The following is a 20,094-nucleotide window of genomic DNA, read 5'->3' on the forward strand; positions in this document are numbered from 1 at the left end:
CTGAGACCGACTCAGATGTCGAGGAAGCGGACGTCCTTGGCGTTGCGCTGGATGAACTGGCGGCGGGCCTCCACGTCCTCGCCCATGAGGACCGAGAACAGGTCGTCGGCCTGGGCGGCGTCGTCGAGGGTGACCTGGCCGAGGACCCGGTGCTCCTGGTCCATGGTGGTCACGCGCAGCTCCTCGGCGTTCATCTCGCCGAGACCCTTGAAGCGCTGGATGGAGTCCTCGCGGATGCGCTTGCCGCGCTGGCGGCCCATCTCGATCAGCGCGTCGCGCTCGCGGTCCGAGTAGGCGTACTCCACGTCGTCCCGGCCCCACTTGATCTTGTACAGCGGGGGGCGGGACAGGTACACGTGCCCGGCCTCGACCAGCGGCCGCATGAAGCGGAACAGGAAGGTCAGCAGCAGGGTGCTGATGTGCTGGCCGTCGACGTCGGCGTCCGCCATCAGGATGATCTTGTGATAGCGGAGCTTCTCGATGTCGAAGTCCTCGTGCACACCCGTGCCGAAGGCCGAGATCAGCGCCTGGATCTCCTGGTTCTGCAGGATCTTGTCGATCCGCGCCTTCTCCACGTTCAGGATCTTGCCGCGGATCGGGAGGATCGCCTGGTACTGCGGGTTCCGGCCGGACTTGGCCGAGCCGCCGGCGGAGTCGCCCTCGACGATGAAGATCTCGCACTTGGCCGGGTCGTTGGACTGGCAGTCGGCCAGCTTGCCCGGCAGCGACGCCGTCTCCAGCAGACCCTTGCGGCGGGTCAGGTCGCGCGCCTTGCGGGCCGCCACGCGCGCGGTGGCCGCCTGGATGCCCTTGCGGATGATGTCCGCGGCCTCGACCGGGTTGCGGTCCAGCCAGTCGTTGAGGTGTTCGTAGACCGCCTTCTGCACGAAGGTCTTGGCCTCCGTGTTGCCCAGCTTGGTCTTCGTCTGGCCCTCGAACTGCGGCTCGCTCAGCTTGACCGAGATGATCGCGGTCAGGCCCTCGCGGATGTCGTCGCCGGTGAGGTTGTCGTCCTTCTCGCGCAGCAGCTTCTTGTCGCGCGCGTACTTGTTGATCAGGCTGGTCAGCGCCGCGCGGAAGCCCTCTTCGTGGGTGCCGCCCTCGTGGGTGTGGATGATGTTCGCGAAGGAGTACACGCCCTCGCTGTAGCCGCTGTTCCACTGCATGGCGACCTCGAGGGACAGGCTCTTGTCCTTGTCCTCGGCCTCCAGCGAGACGACCGTCGGGTGCACCGCGTCCCCCTTGCGGGAGTTGAGGTACTTCACGAAGTCGACGATGCCGCCCTCGTAGTGGTACGTGACGGTCTTGACCTCGGCCTTCTCGTCGGCGCCCGCCTCGTCCGCGCCGCTGGTGGCCTTGGCCGACTCGCGCTCGTCGGTGAGCCGGATCGTCAGGCCCTTGTTGAGGAACGCCATCTCCTGGAAACGCCGGGACAGCGTCTCGAAGGAGTACTCGGTGGTCTCGAAGATCTCCGGGTCGGCCCAGAAGGTGACCGACGTGCCGGTCTCCTCGATCGCCTCGTGCTTGGCCAGCGGGGCCGTCGGCACGCCCATCTTGTAGTCCTGCGTCCAGCGGTGGCCGTCGGTCCTGACCTCGACGGCGACCTTCGTGGACAGCGCGTTCACCACGGACACGCCCACACCGTGCAGACCGCCGGAGACGGCGTAGCCGCCGCCGCCGAACTTGCCGCCGGCGTGCAGCACGGTCAGCACGACCTCGACGGCCGGCTTGCCCTCGGAGGGCACGATGCCCACCGGGATGCCACGGCCGTTGTCCACGACGCGCACCCCGCCGTCGGCGAGGATCGTGACGTCGATGGTGTCCGCGTAGCCGGCCAGCGCCTCGTCGACCGAGTTGTCGACGACCTCGTACACCAGGTGGTGCAGACCGCGCTCGCCCGTGGAGCCGATGTACATGCCGGGCCGCTTGCGGACCGCGTCCAGCCCTTCGAGCACGGTGATGGCGCTGGCGTCGTACGAGGCTGAGGCCGCGCCGGACTCGGTGGCCTCGCCGTTCACGCCGGCGTCGGTGGACGGGATGTTCTCGTTGGGGTTGCCGGAATCGGCCACGAAGCGCCCTTTCTGGCACAGCACGAGCCGGGCTCGTCGGCAGGTTGCCGGAGCGGCTGCGGCATGTTGCGTTGGTAAGCCTTGATCAGCGTTGCTCAGCTTTTCCCGGGCGGTCCCCACGTTGGGGCGGGATTGTCTTCCAGTCTACCGGTAGCACTGACATCGATGGGGGTTTGCGGGCACCTGAGCTCCCATGTGCCGCCCTGAACCGGTCTCGGGCGGGTCCCGATATGCGGATGGGGGCTCCAAGGGGCTCACAGCGGCACTCAGCGCTTCGCGCCGTCAACCCGTGGCTACTGGCGGGTCAGAAGGCGGTCCGGGGACGATCCGGGCCCGGTCACCACTGCCTCGTACGGCTGCGGCGACCTTCCCGCGCACCCTCGCGGACGTGAGGTACGTCACCCGTACGTATCGCCGGGACCGGTGCTGCCCGGCGCCCGCAGCGGGCCGTAGCGGCGGGCCGGGCCGCCCGGGTTGAGCACCTTGATCATCCGTACGCTGCCCTGCCCGAGATCCTGGTTGAGCCGGGCCACCAGCGCGGGCGCGAGGTGCCGCAGCTGGGTCGCCCAGGCCGTGGAGTCGCAGGCCACGACCAGCACCCGCTCGTCCTCGTCGTACCGCTGCGGCACGCAGTGCTTGGCCAGGTCCTCGCCGACGATCTGCGGCCAGCGGCCCATCACCCCGCCCACCGCCGCGGGCGTCTCCCAGCCGCGCTCGGTGATCAGCCGGTTGATCGCCGCCCCCAGCGCCAGCGGGTCGCGTCCGTCGGCGCGGGCACCGGAACGCAGGCCGCCGCCGCGCCGGGCCTGCTTCTTCTGCCGTGCCGCGTCCCCACGCGCGCGTGCCTGCTCCTTCGCGGCGCGCAACGCCACGCGCGCGAGGTCGACACCGGAGGGCTCCTTCGGGCCCGGGGCCCGCGCCGCCCGAGGGGTGCCCGCCGCCGGGTCCTCGGCGTTCATACGCGCTCCACCGTCCCGCCGGCCACCGCGTACCGAGCGCCGGCCAGCACATGGGGTACGTCGTCGTCCACGGCGGCGGTGACCAGCACCTGCTCGCCGGGGGCGACCAGTTCCGCCAGCCGTTCCCGGCGGCGGGCGTCCAGTTCCGCGAAGACGTCGTCCAGGATCAGCACCGGCTCGTTGCCCTCCGCGCGCAGCAGGTCGTAGGAGGCCAGCCGGAGGGCGAGGGCGTAGGACCAGGACTCGCCGTGCGAGGCGTAGCCCTTGGCGGGCAGCTGGCCGAGTTTCAGCACCAGGTCGTCCCGGTGCGGACCGACCAAGGTGACGCCCCGCTCGATCTCCTGCTTGCGCGCCTCGGCGAGGGCCGCCATCAGCTGCTCGTACAGCTCCTCGCGGGTGTGGGCCTCGCCCGGCGCGGACGGCTTGTACTCCAGCGCGACCGGGCCGCCGCCGGGGGCCAGCTGCTCGTACGCCTTGTCGGCCAGCGGCTGAAGCGCCGCGATCAGGTCGAGCCGCTGGACGAGCACCTCGGCGCCCGCGCGCGCCAGATGCTGGTCCCACACGTCGAGCGTGGACAAGTCCATGGACCGACCACCGTGCCGGCGCGCGAGCGCGGCCGACTTCAGCAGGGTGTTGCGCTGTTTGAGCACCCGTTCGTAGTCGGAGCGCACGCCCGCCATCCGCGGGGACCGCGCGGTGACCAGGTCGTCGAGGAACCGCCGCCGCTCTCCCGGGTCGCCCTTGACGAGGGCGAGGTCCTCTGGCGCGAACAGCACGGTCCGTACGATCCCCAGCACGTCCCGCGGTCTGACCTGCGAGGACCGGTTGATCCGGGCGCGGTTGGCCTTGCCGGGGTTCAGCTCCAGCTCGATCAGCTGCTGCCGGTCGCCCTGGCGGACCTGGGCCCGCACGATCGCCCGCTCGGCGCCCACGCGCACCAGCGGCGCGTCGGAGGCGACCCGGTGGCTGCCGAGCGTGGCCAGGTATCCGACCGCCTCCACCAGGTTGGTCTTGCCCTGCCCGTTGGGGCCGACGAAGGCGGTGACGCCCGGGTCGAGCGGAACCTCGGCCCGGGCGTACGAGCGGAAGTCGGCCAGCGAAAGATGCGTGACGTGCATGGTCGTCCCGCCGACCTCCCTGCTTGTGCTGCGGATTACTTCTTCTCTACGGCGTGACCGCCGAACTGGTTGCGCAGCGCGGCGATCATCTTCATCTGCGGCGAGTCCTCCTGCCGGGAGGCGAACCGCGCGAACAGCGAGGCGGTGATCGCCGGCAGCGGCACGGCGTTGTCGATGGCCGCCTCCACCGTCCAGCGTCCCTCACCGGAGTCCTGTGCGTAACCGCGCAGGGCGTCCAGGTGCTCGTCCTCGTCCAGGGCGTTGACCGCGAGGTCCAGCAGCCAGGACCGGATGACCGTGCCCTCCTGCCAGGAGCGGAAGACCTCGCGGACGTTCTCCACGGAGTCGACCTTCTCCAGCAGCTCCCAGCCCTCGGCGTAGGCCTGCATCATGGCGTACTCGATGCCGTTGTGGACCATCTTCGCGAAGTGGCCCGCGCCGACCTTGCCCGCGTGCACCGAGCCGAAGTCACCCTCCGGCTTCAGGGCGTCGAAGACCGGCTGCACCTTGGCGACGTTCTCCGCGTCGCCGCCGTACATCAGCGCGTACCCGTTCTCCAGGCCCCACACGCCGCCGGAGACACCGCAGTCGACGAAGCCTATGCCCTTGGCGGCCAGCTCCTCGGCGTGCCGCTCGTCGTCGGTCCAGCGGGAGTTCCCGCCGTCCACGACCACGTCACCGGGCTCCAGCAGCTCGGCGAGCCGGTCGATGGTCGACTGGGTGGGCTCGCCCGCCGGGACCATCACCCAGACCACGCGCGGGCCGCTGAGCTTGCCCACAAGCTCTTCCAGGCTGTGGACATCCGCGACGTCCGCGTTGCGGTCGTACCCGATGACGGTGTGGCCCGCGCGGCGAATCCGCTCGCGCATGTTGCCGCCCATCTTGCCGAGGCCGACGAGACCGAGCTCCATCAGTTGTGTTCCTTAGGTTGCTGTGTGGCATGAGAGGCACCGAGGTGCCGAGCCGAGCCTAAACCCGGCCGCTCACGCACAGCTGTGGGCATACGCGCTCATGCGAGACCCGCGCTGACCTGGGGAAACGTGGCCAGGAGCGGTCGCGGTCCACCCCGCGCGCGGGGGCCGCGGCACCCATCCGGTCACGGCGCCGGGCATCCACAGGGACGTCCGGCGCCGTGCACACCTGTGGAAAACGTCAGCCGCTGAGCCGGACCGGCATGATCAGGTACTTGTACGCGTCGTCGGCCTCCGCGTCCACCGCCGGCTTCCCGCTGAGCAGCGCGGGCTTCGTGGACGTGGTGAACGACAGCTGCGCCACCGGCGAGTCGATCGCGCTCAGGCCGTCCAGCAGGAACGTCGGGTTGAAGGCGATCGAGATGTCGTCGCCCTCCAGCTGGGCGTCGACCCTTTCCACAGCCTGTGCGTCGTCGCTGGACCCGGCCTCCAGGATCAGCACGCCCTGCTCGAAGCTCAGCCGCACCGGGGTGTTCCGCTCGGCGACCAGGGCCACACGCTTGACCGCCTCGACGAACGGCGCGGTCTCGATCACGGCGACGGAGTTGAACTCGGTCGGGAACAGCGTCCGGTACTTGGGCAGGTCGCCCTCCAGCAGACGCGTGGTCGTGCGCCGCCCGGCGCCCTCGAAACCGATCAGGCCCTCGCCGGCACCGGCACCGGCCAGCGCCAGCGTGACGCTGTCCCCGGCGCCCAGCGACTTGGCGGTGTCCAGCAGCGTCTTGGCCGGGACCAGGGCGACCGCGGAGGCGTCCGGGTTCTCCGGCTTCCACAGGAACTCGCGGACCGCGAAGCGGTAGCGGTCGGTGGAGGCCAGGGTGACCGTGTCGCCCTCGATCTCGATGCGCACACCGGTGAGCACCGGCAGCGTGTCGTCACGGCCGGCGGCGATGGCCACCTGGGAGACGGCCGCGGCGAAGACCTCGCCGGGGACGGTGCCGGTCGCGTTCGGCATCTGCGGCAGGGCCGGGTACTCCTCCACGGGCAGGGTGTGGAGGGTGAACCGGGAGGTGCCGCAGACCACGGTCGCCCGTACACCGTCTGTGGAAATCTCCACCGGCCGGTTGGGGAGGGCGCGCGAGATGTCGGCGAGCAGCCGACCGGAGACGAGGACGGTGCCCTCCTCCTCGACCTCCGCATCGACGTTCACCCGCGCGGAGACCTCGTAGTCGAAGCTCGACAGACTCAGCTGGCCGTCCTCGGCCTTGAGCAGCAGGCCGGCGAGGACAGGCGCCGGCGGACGGGCCGGGAGGCTGCGTGCCGCCCAGGCCACTGCCTCCGCGAGTACGTCGCGTTCCACCCGGATCTTCACCGTAAGCCGCCTCCTGCTGTTGCTACTGAGTCCTCCGACTCGGTGTCACCGCCGCCTGGGACGGGAAGGACACCGGGGACCAGTCTGACGCACGGCACTGACAGTAGGTGCCCGTCGGGGTCAAGTCGGTCCGAGCGGCAGCCGGGCGCGAGAGGGCGAGTTGTGCACAGCCCCCGCTTCAAAACGATTGCCGAGCTCTCTCTAGTCGGGAGTAGTAGTAGGGCCTGTGGATACGGTGGATAACCACGTTTGCCCAGCTCAGCGCGGGTTTTTTATCCACTGGCCCTGTGGGTGGAGGCAGTGGACAACCTGGGCCCTCTGTGGAGAACGGAAAGTTCTGCACACACCGCCCACAGGCTGAGGGCAGTTCTCCCCAGCTGTGTCCCCAGGAATACCCAGGTTTCCCACAGCCCAATCCGGCAGCTTCCTGTGACGCCTTTCACTCGACGCGGTGAGCGGGAGCGTCGGGTTGCCGAACAGTGGACAGCCATGTGGAGAAGCCCGGGTTCGCTGGGGACAACCGCCCCCAGCCTGTGGGGCACCGGTGGAAAACGCGACGCCCGGCCTGGGGACGACGTAGTTATCCACAGTCTGTGGAGATCGTTCGTCCACGAATCCACAGGCCCTTGAACTGGGCGGATGTCCTGGAGCCAGCCTCCCTGTGGACACAGTTCGGGACAACTTCGCAGTCCCCAGTCTGTGGACGGAAGAAAGTCGCCGAATCTGTGGAGGAAGGCCGTAACCAGGCAGGTAATCGAACAAGGGATGACGGGGAGGAAACGGCCCGCAGCGCCGCATCCGGGGCGCCGGACGCAGCCAGGCCCATGCCGCGCCCCCTCCAGCAGTCCTTCGCGACTCACCCGGCAGCCCTCCAACGCCCCTTCGGACGCCCTTCAGCGGCCTCAGCGGGGGTGTGCGGCCGCGCGGGGTGCCTGGCGGCGCCGGAGTCGGCCGGGGCGTTTCGGCGGGCACGGCTCGGTGGGGCTTGGTGGTGCACGGCCCGGTGGGGCTTGGCGGGGCACGGCCCGGTGGGGCTTGGTGGGCACGGCCCGGTGGGGCTTGGTGGGGCTTGGTGGGGCTCGGAACGGCGAAGGGCGCCCCGGAGGCGGTGGTGTGCCCCGGAGCGCCCTGCGCGCCCGCGTACGGCCGGCTCAGCCGTTCTTGATGCGGTTGGTCAGCTCGGTGACCTGGTTGTAGATCGAGCGCCGCTCGGCCATCAGCGCGCGGATCTTCCGGTCGGCGTGCATCACGGTCGTGTGGTCCCGGCCGCCGAACTGCGCACCGATCTTCGGCAGCGACAGGTCCGTCAGCTCGCGGCACAGGTACATCGCGATCTGCCGCGCGGTCACCAGCGCGCGCCCGCGCGAGGTGCCGCACAGGTCCTCCACCGTCAGCCCGAAGTAGTCCGCGGTGGCCCCCATGATCGCCGTCGCGGTGATCTCCGGCGCGCTGTCCTCGCCGCCGGGGATGAGGTCCTTCAGGACGATCTCGGTCAGGCCCAGGTCCACCGGCTGCCGGTTGAGCGACGCGAACGCCGTCACCCTGATCAGCGCGCCCTCCAGCTCACGGATGTTCCGCGAGATCCGGGAGGCGATGAACTCCAGCACCTCGGGCGGCGCGTTCAGCTGCTCCTGGACCGCCTTCTTGCGCAGGATCGCGATCCGCGTCTCCAGCTCGGGCGGCTGGACGTCGGTGATCAGGCCCCACTCGAAACGGTTGCGCAGCCGGTCCTCCAGCGTGACCAGCTGCTTGGGCGGCCGGTCGCTGGAGAGCACGATCTGCTTGTTGGCGTTGTGGAGGGTGTTGAAGGTGTGGAAGAACTCCTCCTGCGTCGACTCCTTGTCCGCGAGGAACTGGATGTCGTCGACGAGCAGGATGTCCATCTCGCGGTAGCGCTTGCGGAAGCTGTCGCCCTTACCGTCGCGGATGGAGTTGATGAACTCGTTGGTGAACTCCTCCGAGCTGACGTACCGCACGCGCGTGCCCGGGTACAGGCTGCGCGCGTAGTGCCCGATGGCGTGCAGCAGATGGGTCTTGCCGAGCCCGGACTCCCCGTAGATGAACAGCGGGTTGTACGCCTTCGCCGGCGCCTCCGCGACCGCGACCGCCGCCGCGTGCGCGAAGCGGTTGGAGGCGCCGATCACGAACGTGTCGAACAGGTACTTGGGGTTCAGTCGCGCGGTCGGCTCGCCGGGGCCGCTCGCGGGCGCCGGCTGCGCGGCCAGCGGGCCGGGGGCGCCGGTGGAGGGCCCCTCCGGACGGCCGGGGCCGCCGCGGTGCGCCGCCGGGTCGGGCAGCTCACGGCGGACCGGGTCGCGCTGGTCGTACTCGGTCCGGGACGGGTCGTACTCGCCCCGCGCGGAGTCGTACTCGCCGCGCGGCTGTTCGTATGGCGGCCGGTCCATGCCCTGCGGGCGGTAGTCCTGGGACGGCGCGCCGTACGGGTCCGCGCCGGAGCCGTAGCCGTCCTGGGAGGACGGCGAGGCGTACGGGTCCCGCTCGGGGAAGCCGAGCCGGGGCTGCTGCCAGGCGTAGTCGTCCTGCCCGGGGCGCGGCCAGGCGCCGGGCTCGGGCCGCTGGTACTCGGACGGGTAGACCGGGCGGACCGTGGGGAGCTGGTCGGGGCGGCCGGCCGGGTGCTGCTCGGAGTGCTGATCGCCGCCCGGCTGCTCCCCGCCACGGGGCCGGCCGTAGCCCTCGTACGGCCCCGAGGGCAGCTCCGGCTCCTCGTAGCGCGGCTTCGCCGGCTGCTGGACGGGAGGCGCCGGGGGTTCGCCCGCGGAGTCGTCCACGGTGATCGCGATCCGGATGGGACGGCCGCACTCCCGGCTCAGGGTCTCGCTGACGACGGGCGCCAGACGGCCCTCCAGAACGTTCTTCGCGAATTCGTTCGGCACGGCGAGAAGGGCGGTGTCCGCGACCAGCGCGAGCGGCTGGCAGCGCCGGATCCAGTGCTCGTCCTTGGCCTCCACACCCTGTCCGCGGCCCTCACCGAGCAGCTGTTCCAGTACTCGCGGCCACACTGCGGCAAGATCGGCAGGTACGTCAGCCACAGGGCACGCTCTCTCACAGGTCCCACGAACGTGTGGTTCGGGGACGGGTCGGGATGAAAATCGGTCGGGCGGGGATAAGGGAACGAATCGGAGTCCAGCCACGGTAGTCAGCGCGACGGCTGCGGTTCAAGTTGTTGTCCCCAGCCTGTGGACAGTGTCTCCCGGCAGCCCTCGGTTTGACCGGACGGCTCGGCCCCGCGTACCGTAACCAGGTCGAGTTGTCGATGGCTGCTGCCGCCTGCCTCCGATGGGCACAGGTCACGTCAGGTGATCGGGAAGCGGTGCACTCGGGCGTGACGCGAGCTACTCGTGGGCGCACGGTGACAGCCAGGACGGCACCCCGCCACTACCGATTTTCTGGAGCCCCCGAGTGAGCAAGCGCACCTTCCAGCCGAACAACCGTCGTCGCGCGAAGACCCACGGCTTCCGGCTGCGTATGCGCACCCGTGCCGGCCGCGCGATTCTCGCGTCCCGCCGTAGCAAGGGTCGCGCCCGTCTGTCCGCCTGATCCCGGTCAGGTCATGACATCGTGCTGCCCACCGAGAACCGGCTGAGGCGGCGCGAGGACTTCGCGACCGCGGTCCGACGAGGCCGCCGGGCAGGCCGCCCGACGCTCGTCGTCCACCTTCGAAGCGGTGCCACGGACCCGCACGCGCCTGGGGAGAGCGCTCCCCCGACGCGTGCGGGTTTCGTCGTCAGCAAGGCCGTGGGTGGCGCGGTCGTGCGCAACAAAGTGAAGCGCAGACTGCGCCACCTGATGCGTGACCGAGTCGGCCTGTTCCCCCCCGGTAGCCTGGTAGTCGTACGAGCGCTGCCCGGAGCGGGCGACGCAGACCACGCACAGCTGGCCCGAGACCTGGACGCCGCTCTTCAGCGGCTCCTGGGAGGGGGCGCGCGATGAAGTACCCGCTGCTGGCTCTGATCAAGCTGTACCAGTGGACGATCAGTCCGCTGCTGGGGCCGGTATGCAAGTACTACCCGTCGTGCTCCCACTACGGCTACACGGCCATCGACCGGCACGGTGCAGTCAAAGGGACCGCACTGACCGCCTGGCGCATCCTGCGGTGCAATCCGTGGTCGCCGGGTGGCGTGGACCATGTTCCGCCGCGCAAGCGTCCGCGGTGGCACGAAATGCTGCGCGACGCCTGGCGCGCACGCAGGGGCGGGTCCTCCGCCGCCGAAACGGCCACCGAAGCGAAGCCACCAACGGAGTCTCCTTCGAGCCCGGCCGCAGAGACCTCGTCCCATGCCCAAGGAGCATGATTAGTGGACACGATTGCCAGCCTTTTCAGTTTCATCACCTGGCCCGTCTCCTGGGTCATCGTCCAGTTCCACAAGGTGTACGGGGCGATCTTCGGACCTGACACCGGGTGGGCCTGGGGCCTGTCCATCGTGTCCCTGGTGATCCTGATCCGCATCTGCCTGATCCCGCTCTTCGTGAAGCAGATCAAGGCGACCCGCGCGATGCAGACGCTCCAGCCGGAGATGAAGAAGATCCAGGAGCGCTACAAGAACGACCGGCAGCGTCAGTCCGAAGAGATGATGAAGCTGTACAAGGAGTCGGGCACCAACCCGCTCTCCTCGTGCCTTCCCATCCTGGCGCAGTCCCCGTTCTTCTTCGCCCTGTACCACGTGCTCGCCGCCATCGCGTCGGGCAAGAAGATCGGCGTCATCGACGCCGGCCTGCTCGAGAGCGCGCGGAACGCGCACATCTTCGGCGCTCCGCTGGCCGCCAAGTTCTTCAGCAGCGACAGCCAGGTCAGCGCCCTGCACGCCTCGCTGACCGACGTCCGCGTCGTGACCGCGATCATGATCGTGCTGATGTCGGCGTCGCAGTTCTACACGCAGCGCCAGCTGATGACGAAGAACGTCGACACCACCGTGAAGACGCCGTTCATGCAGCAGCAGAAGATGCTGATGTACATCTTCCCGGTCATGTTCGCCGTCCTCGGTGTGAACTTCCCGGTCGGTGTCCTCATCTACTGGCTGACCACCAACGTGTGGACCATGGGCCAGCAGATGTACGTCATCCACAACAACCCGACCCCGGGTTCCAAGGCCCAGGCCGCCTACCTGGAGCGCCTGACCAAGCACGTCACGCAGCACGGCAAGATCCGTCGGCGCAGCGAGAAGGCCATCGTGAAGGCGATCGTCGCCAAGGGCCGCGACCGCAACGAGTCCGAGCGCAAGTTCGTCAACGCGCTCAACAAGGCCGGTCTCGCCGCCCAGCCCGACGGCACCGTGACCAAGAGCGTGGCCCAGGCCGCGGCACAGTCCGAGGACGGTGCCGCCGTCGGCACCGCCACGGCCACCGCCACCGCCCCCCGGCGTCAGCAGCCCAAGCGCCAGAGCAAGTCCCAGCGTCAGTCCGGCGGGACCAAGGCGGGTGACGCCCCGTCGCTGGAGAAGTCCGACGCGCCGCAGGACGCCAAGCCCGCGGCTGCCAAGCAGCCCCAGAAGCCCGGCTCCGGCACCCGCAGCAAGGCCCAGTCCGGCCAGCGCAAGGGTGGACCGCAGCGGCCCAAGTCCCCGTCCAAGAAGTAAGAAGGAGCCCATCCCGTGACGGAAGGCACCACCTCCGCCGCTGCCGAGGGTGCAGACACCCTCACCCGCCTGGAGCAGGAGGGCGAGATCGCGGCGGACTACCTGGAGGGTCTGCTGGACATCGCCGACCTCGACGGCGACATCGACATGGACGTCGAGGCCGACCGCGCCTCCGTGTCGATCATCAGCGACACCGGCAGCCGCGACCTGCAGAAGCTGGTCGGCCGGGACGGCGAGGTGCTGGAGGCACTGCAGGAGTTGACGCGGCTGGCCGTGCACCGGGAAACCGGTGACCGCAGCCGGCTGATGCTGGACATCGCGGGCTACCGCGCCAAGAAGCGCGCCGAGCTGTCCGAGCTGGGCGCCAAGGCCGCCGCCGAGGTGAAGAGCACCGGCGAGCCCGTGAAGCTCAAGCCGATGACCCCGTTCGAGCGCAAGGTCGTGCACGACGCGGTCAAGGCCGCGGGGCTGCGCAGCGAGTCCGAGGGCGAGGAGCCGCAGCGCTTCGTCGTCGTGCTGCCCGCCTGATCGGCCCCCGTTCCACCGGCCCCGTCTGTTGAGCAGGCGGGGCCGAACTTTGTCAGCCTGGTAGTTCTGGTGGCCGGTGCGCGAAGCGCCGGCGCTGTACGGAAGGACGGTCCCCGTGACGGAGGCAGCGGAGCTTCCCCCCGCGCCCGAGCAGGCGCGGGAAGTGTTTGGTGAGCGCTTCGCCGATGCGGTCCGCTATGCGGAGCTGCTCGCCGAGGCAGGCGTGCAGCGCGGCCTGATCGGTCCGCGGGAAGTGCCGCGCCTGTGGGAGCGGCACCTGCTGAACTGCGCGGTGCTCTCCGAGGCCGTTCCGGAGGGGGTGACGGTCTGCGACGTCGGCTCCGGTGCGGGGCTGCCGGGTATCCCGCTGGCCCTGGTCCGCGACGACCTCAACATCACCCTGCTGGAACCCCTGCTGCGGCGCACCAACTTCCTCACCGAGGTCGTCGAGCTGCTCGGCCTGGACCATGTCACCGTGGTGCGCGGCCGGGCCGAGGAGGTCATGGGCAAGCTGCCGCCGGTCCATGTGGTGACGGCACGGGCCGTGGCTCCGCTGGACCGTCTGGCCACCTGGGGCATTCCGCTGCTGCGCCCGTACGGCGAGATGCTCGCGCTCAAGGGGGACACCGCCGAGGACGAGCTGAAGGCGGCGGCCACCGCGCTGAGCAAGCTCGGAGCGGTGGAGACGTCCATTCTGCATGTGGGTGAGGGCGTGGTGGACCCGCTGTCCACCGTCGTACGGGTAGAGGTCGGCGAGAGCCCGGGCGGTGTGCGTTTCGCTGCCAAGCGAGCCAAGGCCGCCCGCACGGGTCGGGCTCGCCGACGCCGGTGAGCCGGAGGACGGGTGGGCGTCGGCGGGCCGGAGGGGCCGGCCGACGCTGACCCGTCCTGACGACGGGACGTACTCCACACAAGCTGCCGGACCCAGGCGAGCCGGAGTGTCGCAAAGGCCGGGTCGCAGCGGCTGTGCATCGTGTTTCACGTGAAACGTCGCTCACTGCTGCACGGCATCATCAGTCGTGGCCGCGCTGCGGCCGAACCTCGCGACCGGAAGCCCCTCGGTGCGCTCGGGGAGGATCCCGTTTCCCCGGAGGTCCTGTCCCGCTCCTTGGGGGCTTCGCCTCGCCCTCCGGAGCCCTCGCCCCGTGCCCCGGAGGCTACGCACCGCTCCTCGGAGACTGCGTCCCTCTCCAGGGGCACGGAGTTGTCCACAGAGGTGGATTTCTCCACAGATGGTCAGACCTCACTGGTTCACGACCCCGAAGACATGGGAGGCTCTGTTCATCGCGAGCCTGAAGTCGAGGAGAGTGAATCCTTGCGGTCCGACGCCAACATCGCGGGACCGATGACCGATCCGGTCCCCGGTCCCCGTACCGAGTCGATGGGAGCGGATGTTTCACGTGAAACACCGCCCCCGATGGACGACACTCCCATCGGTCGAGCGGCCCAACTGGCGGTGGAGGCTCTCGGCCGCGCCGGCGCAGGCCTGCCGCGACCGGAGCAGACCCGAGTCATCGTGGTCGCCAACCAGAAGGGCGGCGTGGGCAAGACGACGACGACCGTCAACCTTGCCGCCTCGCTGGCCCTGCACGGTGGCCGGGTCCTGGTGATCGACCTCGACCCGCAGGGCAACGCGTCCACCGCCCTCGGGATCGACCACCACGCCGAAGTCCCATCCATCTACGACGTGTTGGTGGAGAGCAAGCCTCTCGCCGAGGTGGTCCAGCCCGTCATCGACGTCGAGGGCCTCTTCTGCGCTCCGGCCACCATCGATCTCGCAGGTGCGGAGATCGAGCTGGTGTCCCTGGTGGCCCGGGAGAGCCGGCTGCAACGGGCCATCCAGGCGTACGAGCAGCCGTTGGACTACATCCTCATCGACTGCCCGCCTTCGCTGGGCCTGTTGACGGTCAACGCGCTCGTCGCGGGCGCCGAGGTGCTGATCCCGATCCAGTGCGAGTACTACGCGCTGGAGGGCCTCGGTCAGCTCCTGCGCAACGTCGACCTGGTGCGGGGGCACCTCAACCCCGCCCTGCATGTGTCGACCATCCTGCTCACCATGTACGACGGCCGGACGCGTCTCGCCTCCCAGGTCGCGGAAGAGGTGCGCAGCCACTTCGGTGACGAGGTGCTGCGGACGAGCATTCCCCGCTCGGTCCGTATCTCCGAGGCGCCGAGTTACGGGCAGACGGTGCTGACCTACGATCCAGGATCGAGCGGCGCCCTCTCCTATCTTGAGGCGGCCCGGGAAATCGCGCTGAGGGGCGTCGGCATCAGCTATGACGCGAGCCAGGCCCACATCGGCGCCCAGAAAGACCAGAGCATGGTGGAGGGGATTCAGTGAGCGAGCGACGGAGGGGGCTGGGCCGTGGTCTCGGCGCACTGATCCCCGCTGCCCCGACCGAGAGGACGCCGGCCTCCGCCGCGCTGGGGGGTGGAGGCTCCACCTCCCCCGCGGCCGTCCCGGTACTGACGAGTGACCGCGGAGTGGCCGCGGCCAAGGTGGCCACGCTGCCGCCCGCCGCACAGGACATCGAGGCGGTTCCGGCGAGCCCCGCCGTCGAGGTGCCGGCACCCCCGTTGGGCGCCCACTTCGCCGAGATCCCCCTGGACGCCATCACACCGAACCCGCGCCAGCCGCGCGAGATCTTCGACGAGGACGCGCTTCAGGAGCTGGTCACCTCCATCAAGGAGGTCGGCCTGCTGCAGCCCGTCGTGGTGCGGCAGCTCGGTCCCGGCCGGTATGAGCTGATCATGGGCGAGCGCCGCTGGCGCGCGTGCCGTGAAGCCGGCCTGGAGGCCATCCCGGCGATCGTGCGGGCCACGGAGGACGAGAAGCTCCTCCTGGACGCGCTGCTGGAGAACCTGCACCGTGCGCAGCTGAACCCGATCGAAGAGGCCGCTGCCTACGACCAGCTGCTGAAGGACTTCAACTGCACCCACGACCAGCTGGCCGACCGGATCGGGCGCTCCCGCCCGCAGGTCTCCAACACGCTGCGTCTGCTGAAGCTGTCGCCGACCGTGCAGAAGCGGGTGGCCGCCGGGGTGCTTTCGGCCGGTCACGCCCGGGCGCTGCTGGCTGTGGAGGACTCCGAGGAACAGGACCGGCTGGCCCACCGGATCGTCGCCGAGGGACTGTCGGTGCGGTCCGTGGAAGAGATCGTGACCCTCATGGGCTCACGGTCTCAGAAGGCCTCGCGGTCCCGGGGGCCCCGGGCCGGTTCCGTGCCTTCCCCGGCGCTGAGCGAGCTGGCCACCCGGCTCTCGGACCGGTTCGAGACGCGGGTGAAGGTCGAGCTGGGACAGAAGAAGGGCAAGATCACCGTCGAGTTCGCCTCCGCCGAGGACCTCGAAAGGATCCTCAGCACGTTCGCCCCGGGCGAGAAGCTGGCCCTGCAGAAGAGCCTTCAGGACGGCGACGGCGACGAGAGCCAGGACTGATTCCCGGTCGTTCGTGTCCTTCGGGGCAGTGGAGCGGGCCGTGTCCGGTGTGTACCGGAACACGGCCCGCTCTTTGCTTTGGCACGGTATCGAGTGAATCGGATCGTGGATACGATGCGATCAGCTAGGGCATATCCACCGGTCAGCAGCTGACAGCCGCTCGCGATGCGGCGGGCGAAGGAAGCGAGGATCAGCCTTCATGGGGCGTCGGCTCGTGCCGCTCACGCTGGACAACCTTCAGGATCTTCCCCATCGTTGTCGCTCCTGTGTCTTCTGGGAGCTGGACCCCGTCAGCGGCGAGGCGGCGGTGGCGGCGGGCACCACCGCGCTGGAGAAGGAAGCCTGGATCTCCGCCGTCCTGCTGGACTGGGGATCGTGCGGCCGGGTGGTGTATGTCGACGACGTCCCGGCGGGTTTCGTGCTCTACGCCCCGCCGGCCTACGTGCCGCGCTCGACGGCCTTCCCCACGAGCCCGGTGGCGCCGGACGCCGTGCAGCTGATCACCGGGTACGTTCTGCCCGCCTATCAGGGGCAGGGGCTGGGCCGGGTGCTGGTGCAGACGGTCGCCAAGGATCTGCTGCGCCGGGGCTTCAAAGCGGTCGAGGCGTTCGGAGACGCCCGCTGGGAGCAGCCCGCCTGCCTGCTGCCCGCCGATCACCTGCTGGCCGTCGGCTTCAAGACGGTCCGGCAGCATCCCACCCATCCGCGGATGCGGCTGGAGCTGCGGTCCACGCTCTCCTGGAAGGAAGACGTGGAGATGGCACTGGACCGGCTTCTGGGAGCGGTCCAGAAGGAACCCGCGCTGCGGCCGCTCTAGCGCGAGGCCGCTCTAGCGCGAGGCCGTTATAGCGATGGGGCCGACCCCAGCGGATCGGCCCCATCGTGTTTCACGTGAAACATCACTTCGTGATGAACTCGTCCAGGTCGCGCAGGAGCGCCGCCTTCGGCTTGGCACCCACGATCGTCTTGGCGACATCGCCGCCCTGGTACACGTTCAGGGTGGGGATGGACATGACGCCGTACTTGGCGGCCGTGTTCGGGTTCTCGTCGATGTTGAGCTTGACGATCTGGATCTTGTCGCCGTGCTCGGCCGCGATCGCCTCCAGGGAGGGGGCGATCATGCGGCACGGACCGCACCACTCGGCCCAGAAGTCCACCAGAACGGGCTTGTCGCTCTTGAGGACCTCCTCCTCGAAGTTGTCGTCGGTCACGGTCTTCACGTTGCCGGCCACAGTGGGCTCCTTACCTCGGTTACGCGGTGGGGCGGGGAAGGGGAAGGTCAGACAGTCGTCTTCTCGGGCTCCGCCTGGTCCTCGTCCGCGAGGGCGGCGAGGTATCGCTCGGCGTCCAGAGCGGCGGCGCAGCCGGTACCGGCGGCGGTGATCGCCTGGCGGTAGGTGTGGTCGACCACGTCACCGGCGGCGAACACACCGGTCACGTTGGTACGGGTGGACGGCGAGGCGACCTTCAGGTAACCCTCCTCGTCCAGGTCCAGCTGGCCCTTGAACAGCTCGGTGCGCGGGTCGTGGCCGATGGCGATGAACAGGCCCGTCACGGGCAGCTCGGACAGCTCGCCGGTCTTGACGTTCCGCAGCTTCAGACCGGAGAGCTTCTGGTCGCCCTGGATCTCGGCGACCTCGCTGTCCCAGACGAACTTGATCTTCGGGTCGCCGAAGGCGCGCTCCTGCATCGCCTTGGAGGCGCGCAGGGTGTCCCGGCGGTGGACGATCGTGACCGACTTGGCGAACCGCGAGAGGAACGTGGCCTCCTCCATCGCGGTGTCGCCGCCGCCGATCACGGCGATGTCGTGCTCCTTGAAGAAGAACCCGTCACAGGTGGCGCACCAGGAGACACCACGGCCCGAAAGCATGTCCTCGTTCGGCAGGCCCAGCTTGCGGTGCTGGGAGCCGGTGGTGACGATGACGGCCTTTGCCCGGTGCACGGTGCCCGCGGTGTCGGTGACGGTCTTGATCTCACCGGTCAGATCGACGGAGACGATGTCGTCCGGAACGAGCTCGGCACCGAAGCGTTCGGCCTGGGCGCGCATGTTGTCCATGAGGTCCGGCCCCATGATGCCGTCGCGGAAGCCCGGGAAGTTCTCGACCTCGGTGGTGTTCATCAGCGCACCGCCCGCGGTGACGGCCCCTTCGAACACCAGGGGCTTCAGCGATGCACGGGCGGTGTACAGCGCCGCCGTGTAGCCTGCGGGCCCGGAGCCGATGATGATCACGTTACGGACATCGCTCACGGCTTGATTCCTCGTCTCTGGTCTGCGTCAGTCGACCGGTGGGAGCCCCTTTCGGGACTCTCACCCCACCCAACGGATCCTACGGGGCGTGCATTCCCGGTGTGTCCGGGCACACGCCTGCCCCGGGGCGCCCGAAGGAGTGGTCCAGCGGCCTAGGGACGCGCGAGGGACTGCTTGAGCAGGACCTTGCCGGCCGACGGGGGCTGGTGCTGCACGCAGGACGCTTCGACCACATAGGCCGTGACCCGCGCGCTGTCACGGGCGTCGGCCACCACGACGAGGTAGGCCGACCTGCCCGCGTACGTTCCCGTCTTGGCCGCGAGCACGTCGGAACTCTGCCGGAGCGCCTGCCGGACACAGTCGGGGACCGGGACAGCGGTCTGGATCAAGGTGTGCGGCCCGTCGGTGGACCCGAACGACCGGGGCTCGTCGTCCGGGCGCTGCCGGGGCCTGTCGCCACCGTGCGGCAGCGTCTTCTCAGCGGTGAGAAGGGAATGGACCTGGTTCGCCACGCTGTCGCCGGAGAAGACGCCGGACGAGGCGGTCGGTGTCCCATGGGCCGACGAGTGGTCGGAGGTGCCGGACAGGGCCGTCACGAGCAGGCTTCCGGCGCCCAGGACCGCGGCTGTGAGAACGGCGCCCAGGGCGATCCTGCCGCGTCGCCGACCGCGCTCGGTGCCCTTCCGCCCCGGTCCGGTCGCCGCACGGGGGCGCCCTGCGGGGCGGTCGGCGGGTTGATCGGCTGGACGGTCGGCACGGTGGTCCGCGGTGAGCGATGTTTCACGTGAAACATGACCCGTGGCGTCTTCGGTACCGGCACTGTGCGCGTTCCCGGCACCGGTGTTCCGTGCGGCCTCGGCGGCAAGGGCGGCGTCGAGGCGTACGGCGATTTCGTCCGGCATGCGCTCCGGCTCCGGCAGGGAAGCGAGCAGGCCCCGGATCTCTTCCAGCGAGGCGCACACGTCCGCGCATGAGGCGCACCCGTCCAGGTGGCGTCGCACGTCCCTGGCCCGGTCCGGTGCGAGCAGGCCCTCGGTGAGGTCGGAGATCTCCGCGACGTCCGGGTGCCCGGTCGTGTCCGTCGTCGATGTCACGCTCGCCCACCTCCGCCCTTCACTACCGCTGAATCGGTCGGTCCCGCGCCCTCGGAATGTCCGCTCGGTGACCCCGTCGCCGGTGGGACGGACGGCCCTTGCCGCCGGTTCCCTCCCGGGGCGTTTTCCTTCGCGCCCCCGGTGCCGCCTGGCCGTGGATCTCCGCCGCCTTCGGGCCGTAGGTGCGTGAGCAGGGGCAGCAGCCTGGCCCGGCCCCGCGCGCACCGGCTCTTCACCGTTCCCGTCGGCACATCCAGCATCCGCGCTGCCTCCGCCACGGGGTAACCCTGCATGTCCACCAGGACCAGAGCGGCGCGCTGCTCCGGCGGGAGGATGCCGAGCGCTTCGAGGAGCTGGCGGTGCACGTCCTTCCGCTCGGCCGGCGCCGAGGCGGACTCGTGCGGCTCCAGCAGCTGCTCCAGTCGCTCGGTGTCGTCCACCGGAGCCGTCTTGCGGGAGGCGGCCTTCCGCGCCCGGTCCAGGCAGGCGTTCACCGTGATCCGGTGCAGCCAGGTCGTGACGGCCGCCTGGCCACGGAAGGTGTGGGCGGCCCGGTAGGCCGACACCAGGGCGTCCTGCACGGCGTCCGCCGCTTCCTCACGGTCCCCCAGCGTCCGCAGGGCCACGGCCCAGAGCCGGTCCCGGTGCCGTCGCACGATCTCGCCGAAGGCCTCGGGGTCGCCGTCCACGTGGCGGGCGAGCAGGTCCCGGTCGCTCACCCCGTCGTATCCGGCGCCCTCCGCCATCTGCCCCCTCCGGT

General features: G+C 69.8%; 19 protein-coding genes. 9 read left to right on the plus strand and 10 right to left on the minus strand.

Annotation, left to right across the window (positions count from 1 at the left end; translation table 11 throughout):
* Window positions 1-11 precede the first annotated feature (11 nt).
* The 6 genes from gyrB to dnaA form a co-directional block, all read right to left on the minus strand.
* Complete coding sequence (gene gyrB / locus Srubr_RS31480; protein ID WP_189994934.1) at window positions 12-2,093, minus strand: DNA topoisomerase (ATP-hydrolyzing) subunit B; 2,082 nt, start codon at window positions 2,091-2,093, stop codon at window positions 12-14.
* A gap of 374 nt (window positions 2,094-2,467) precedes the next feature.
* The gene (locus Srubr_RS31485; protein WP_189994932.1) at window positions 2,468-3,028 is read right to left on the minus strand and encodes a DciA family protein; all 561 of its coding nucleotides are present in this window, start codon (window positions 3,026-3,028) and stop codon (window positions 2,468-2,470) included.
* Window positions 3,025-4,146 carry a DNA replication/repair protein RecF gene (recF, locus tag Srubr_RS31490; protein WP_189994930.1) on the minus strand — a complete coding sequence of 374 codons (1,122 nt, stop codon included), beginning with the start codon at window positions 4,144-4,146 and terminating at the stop codon, window positions 3,025-3,027. Before recF ends, Srubr_RS31485 begins: the two co-directional genes overlap by 4 nt.
* Before the next feature lie 35 nt (window positions 4,147-4,181).
* Window positions 4,182-5,057, minus strand: coding sequence for a phosphogluconate dehydrogenase (NAD(+)-dependent, decarboxylating) (gene gnd, locus Srubr_RS31495; RefSeq protein ID WP_181792778.1), 876 nt, complete (start codon window positions 5,055-5,057; stop codon window positions 4,182-4,184).
* A 241-nt stretch (window positions 5,058-5,298) separates the two neighbouring features.
* A complete protein-coding gene (gene dnaN, locus Srubr_RS31500; RefSeq protein ID WP_189994928.1) occupies window positions 5,299-6,429 on the minus strand; it encodes a DNA polymerase III subunit beta in 1,131 nt (376 codons plus the stop codon).
* A 1,151-nt stretch (window positions 6,430-7,580) separates the two neighbouring features.
* Window positions 7,581-9,482 (minus strand): chromosomal replication initiator protein DnaA, encoded by a 1,902-nt coding sequence (gene dnaA / locus Srubr_RS31505; protein ID WP_189994925.1) that lies wholly within the window; start codon window positions 9,480-9,482, stop codon window positions 7,581-7,583.
* 370 nt (window positions 9,483-9,852) lie between these two features.
* Between dnaA and rpmH the strand changes: the two genes are divergently transcribed.
* The 9 genes from rpmH to Srubr_RS31550 all read left to right on the plus strand — a co-directional run bounded on the left by rpmH (window position 9,853) and on the right by Srubr_RS31550 (window position 16,809).
* A complete protein-coding gene (gene rpmH / locus Srubr_RS31510; RefSeq protein ID WP_003956500.1) occupies window positions 9,853-9,990 on the plus strand; it encodes a 50S ribosomal protein L34 in 138 nt (45 codons plus the stop codon).
* Window positions 9,991-10,011: 21 nt separating this feature from the next.
* Window positions 10,012-10,383: a ribonuclease P protein component gene (gene rnpA / locus Srubr_RS31515; protein ID WP_078637608.1), complete on the plus strand. Its 372-nt coding sequence runs from the start codon at window positions 10,012-10,014 to the stop codon at window positions 10,381-10,383.
* Window positions 10,380-10,745, plus strand: coding sequence for a membrane protein insertion efficiency factor YidD (gene yidD / locus Srubr_RS31520; RefSeq protein WP_078637607.1), 366 nt, complete (start codon window positions 10,380-10,382; stop codon window positions 10,743-10,745). Before rnpA ends, yidD begins: the two co-directional genes overlap by 4 nt.
* Before the next feature lie 3 nt (window positions 10,746-10,748).
* The gene (yidC, locus tag Srubr_RS31525; protein ID WP_189994923.1) at window positions 10,749-12,026 is read left to right on the plus strand and encodes a membrane protein insertase YidC; all 1,278 of its coding nucleotides are present in this window, start codon (window positions 10,749-10,751) and stop codon (window positions 12,024-12,026) included.
* Between the two features lie 15 nt (window positions 12,027-12,041).
* Window positions 12,042-12,554 (plus strand): Jag family protein, encoded by a 513-nt coding sequence (locus Srubr_RS31530; protein ID WP_189994922.1) that lies wholly within the window; start codon window positions 12,042-12,044, stop codon window positions 12,552-12,554.
* A 115-nt stretch (window positions 12,555-12,669) separates the two neighbouring features.
* Window positions 12,670-13,386, plus strand: coding sequence for a 16S rRNA (guanine(527)-N(7))-methyltransferase RsmG (gene rsmG / locus Srubr_RS31535; protein ID WP_189994921.1), 717 nt, complete (start codon window positions 12,670-12,672; stop codon window positions 13,384-13,386).
* Window positions 13,387-13,821: 435 nt separating this feature from the next.
* Window positions 13,822-14,895, plus strand: a complete 1,074-nt coding sequence (locus Srubr_RS31540; RefSeq protein WP_189995325.1) for a ParA family protein — start codon at window positions 13,822-13,824, stop codon at window positions 14,893-14,895.
* Window positions 14,892-15,992 carry a ParB/RepB/Spo0J family partition protein gene (locus Srubr_RS31545; RefSeq protein ID WP_189994920.1) on the plus strand — a complete coding sequence of 367 codons (1,101 nt, stop codon included), beginning with the start codon at window positions 14,892-14,894 and terminating at the stop codon, window positions 15,990-15,992. Before Srubr_RS31540 ends, Srubr_RS31545 begins: the two co-directional genes overlap by 4 nt.
* 199 nt (window positions 15,993-16,191) lie before the next feature.
* On the plus strand, window positions 16,192-16,809 hold the full coding sequence (locus Srubr_RS31550; RefSeq protein WP_189994919.1) for a GNAT family N-acetyltransferase: 618 nt from the start codon (window positions 16,192-16,194) through the stop codon (window positions 16,807-16,809).
* Window positions 16,810-16,891: 82 nt separating this feature from the next.
* Here Srubr_RS31550 and trxA read toward each other — a convergent pair whose 3' ends face one another.
* From trxA to sigM, 4 genes are all read right to left on the minus strand, one after another.
* On the minus strand, window positions 16,892-17,224 hold the full coding sequence (gene trxA / locus Srubr_RS31555; RefSeq protein WP_189994918.1) for a thioredoxin: 333 nt from the start codon (window positions 17,222-17,224) through the stop codon (window positions 16,892-16,894).
* 47 nt (window positions 17,225-17,271) lie between these two features.
* Window positions 17,272-18,240, minus strand: a complete 969-nt coding sequence (gene trxB / locus Srubr_RS31560; RefSeq protein ID WP_189994917.1) for a thioredoxin-disulfide reductase — start codon at window positions 18,238-18,240, stop codon at window positions 17,272-17,274.
* Between the two features lie 152 nt (window positions 18,241-18,392).
* Complete coding sequence (locus Srubr_RS31565; protein ID WP_189994916.1) at window positions 18,393-19,334, minus strand: anti-sigma factor family protein; 942 nt, start codon at window positions 19,332-19,334, stop codon at window positions 18,393-18,395.
* Window positions 19,331-20,080 (minus strand): RNA polymerase sigma factor SigM, encoded by a 750-nt coding sequence (gene sigM, locus Srubr_RS31570; protein ID WP_189994915.1) that lies wholly within the window; start codon window positions 20,078-20,080, stop codon window positions 19,331-19,333. The genes Srubr_RS31565 and sigM overlap by 4 nt, the downstream gene beginning before the upstream one ends.
* Window positions 20,081-20,094: the final 14 nt, after the last annotated feature.

Source organism: Streptomyces rubradiris (genome assembly GCF_016860525.1).
Lineage (GTDB): Bacteria > Actinomycetota > Actinomycetes > Streptomycetales > Streptomycetaceae > Streptomyces > Streptomyces rubradiris.

Coding starts and splice junctions, on each gene's coding strand:
- Srubr_RS31485 (WP_189994932.1), bottom strand. CDS start 3,028: ATGAACGCCGAGGACCCGGCGGCGGGCACCCCTCGGGCGGCGCGGGCC.
- recF (WP_189994930.1), bottom strand. CDS start 4,146: ATGCACGTCACGCATCTTTCGCTGGCCGACTTCCGCTCGTACGCCCGG.
- gnd (WP_181792778.1), bottom strand. CDS start 5,057: ATGGAGCTCGGTCTCGTCGGCCTCGGCAAGATGGGCGGCAACATGCGC.
- yidD (WP_078637607.1), top strand. CDS start 10,380: ATGAAGTACCCGCTGCTGGCTCTGATCAAGCTGTACCAGTGGACGATC.
- Srubr_RS31540 (WP_189995325.1), top strand. CDS start 13,822: ATGGGAGGCTCTGTTCATCGCGAGCCTGAAGTCGAGGAGAGTGAATCC.
- Srubr_RS31550 (WP_189994919.1), top strand. CDS start 16,192: ATGGGGCGTCGGCTCGTGCCGCTCACGCTGGACAACCTTCAGGATCTT.
- sigM (WP_189994915.1), bottom strand. CDS start 20,080: ATGGCGGAGGGCGCCGGATACGACGGGGTGAGCGACCGGGACCTGCTC.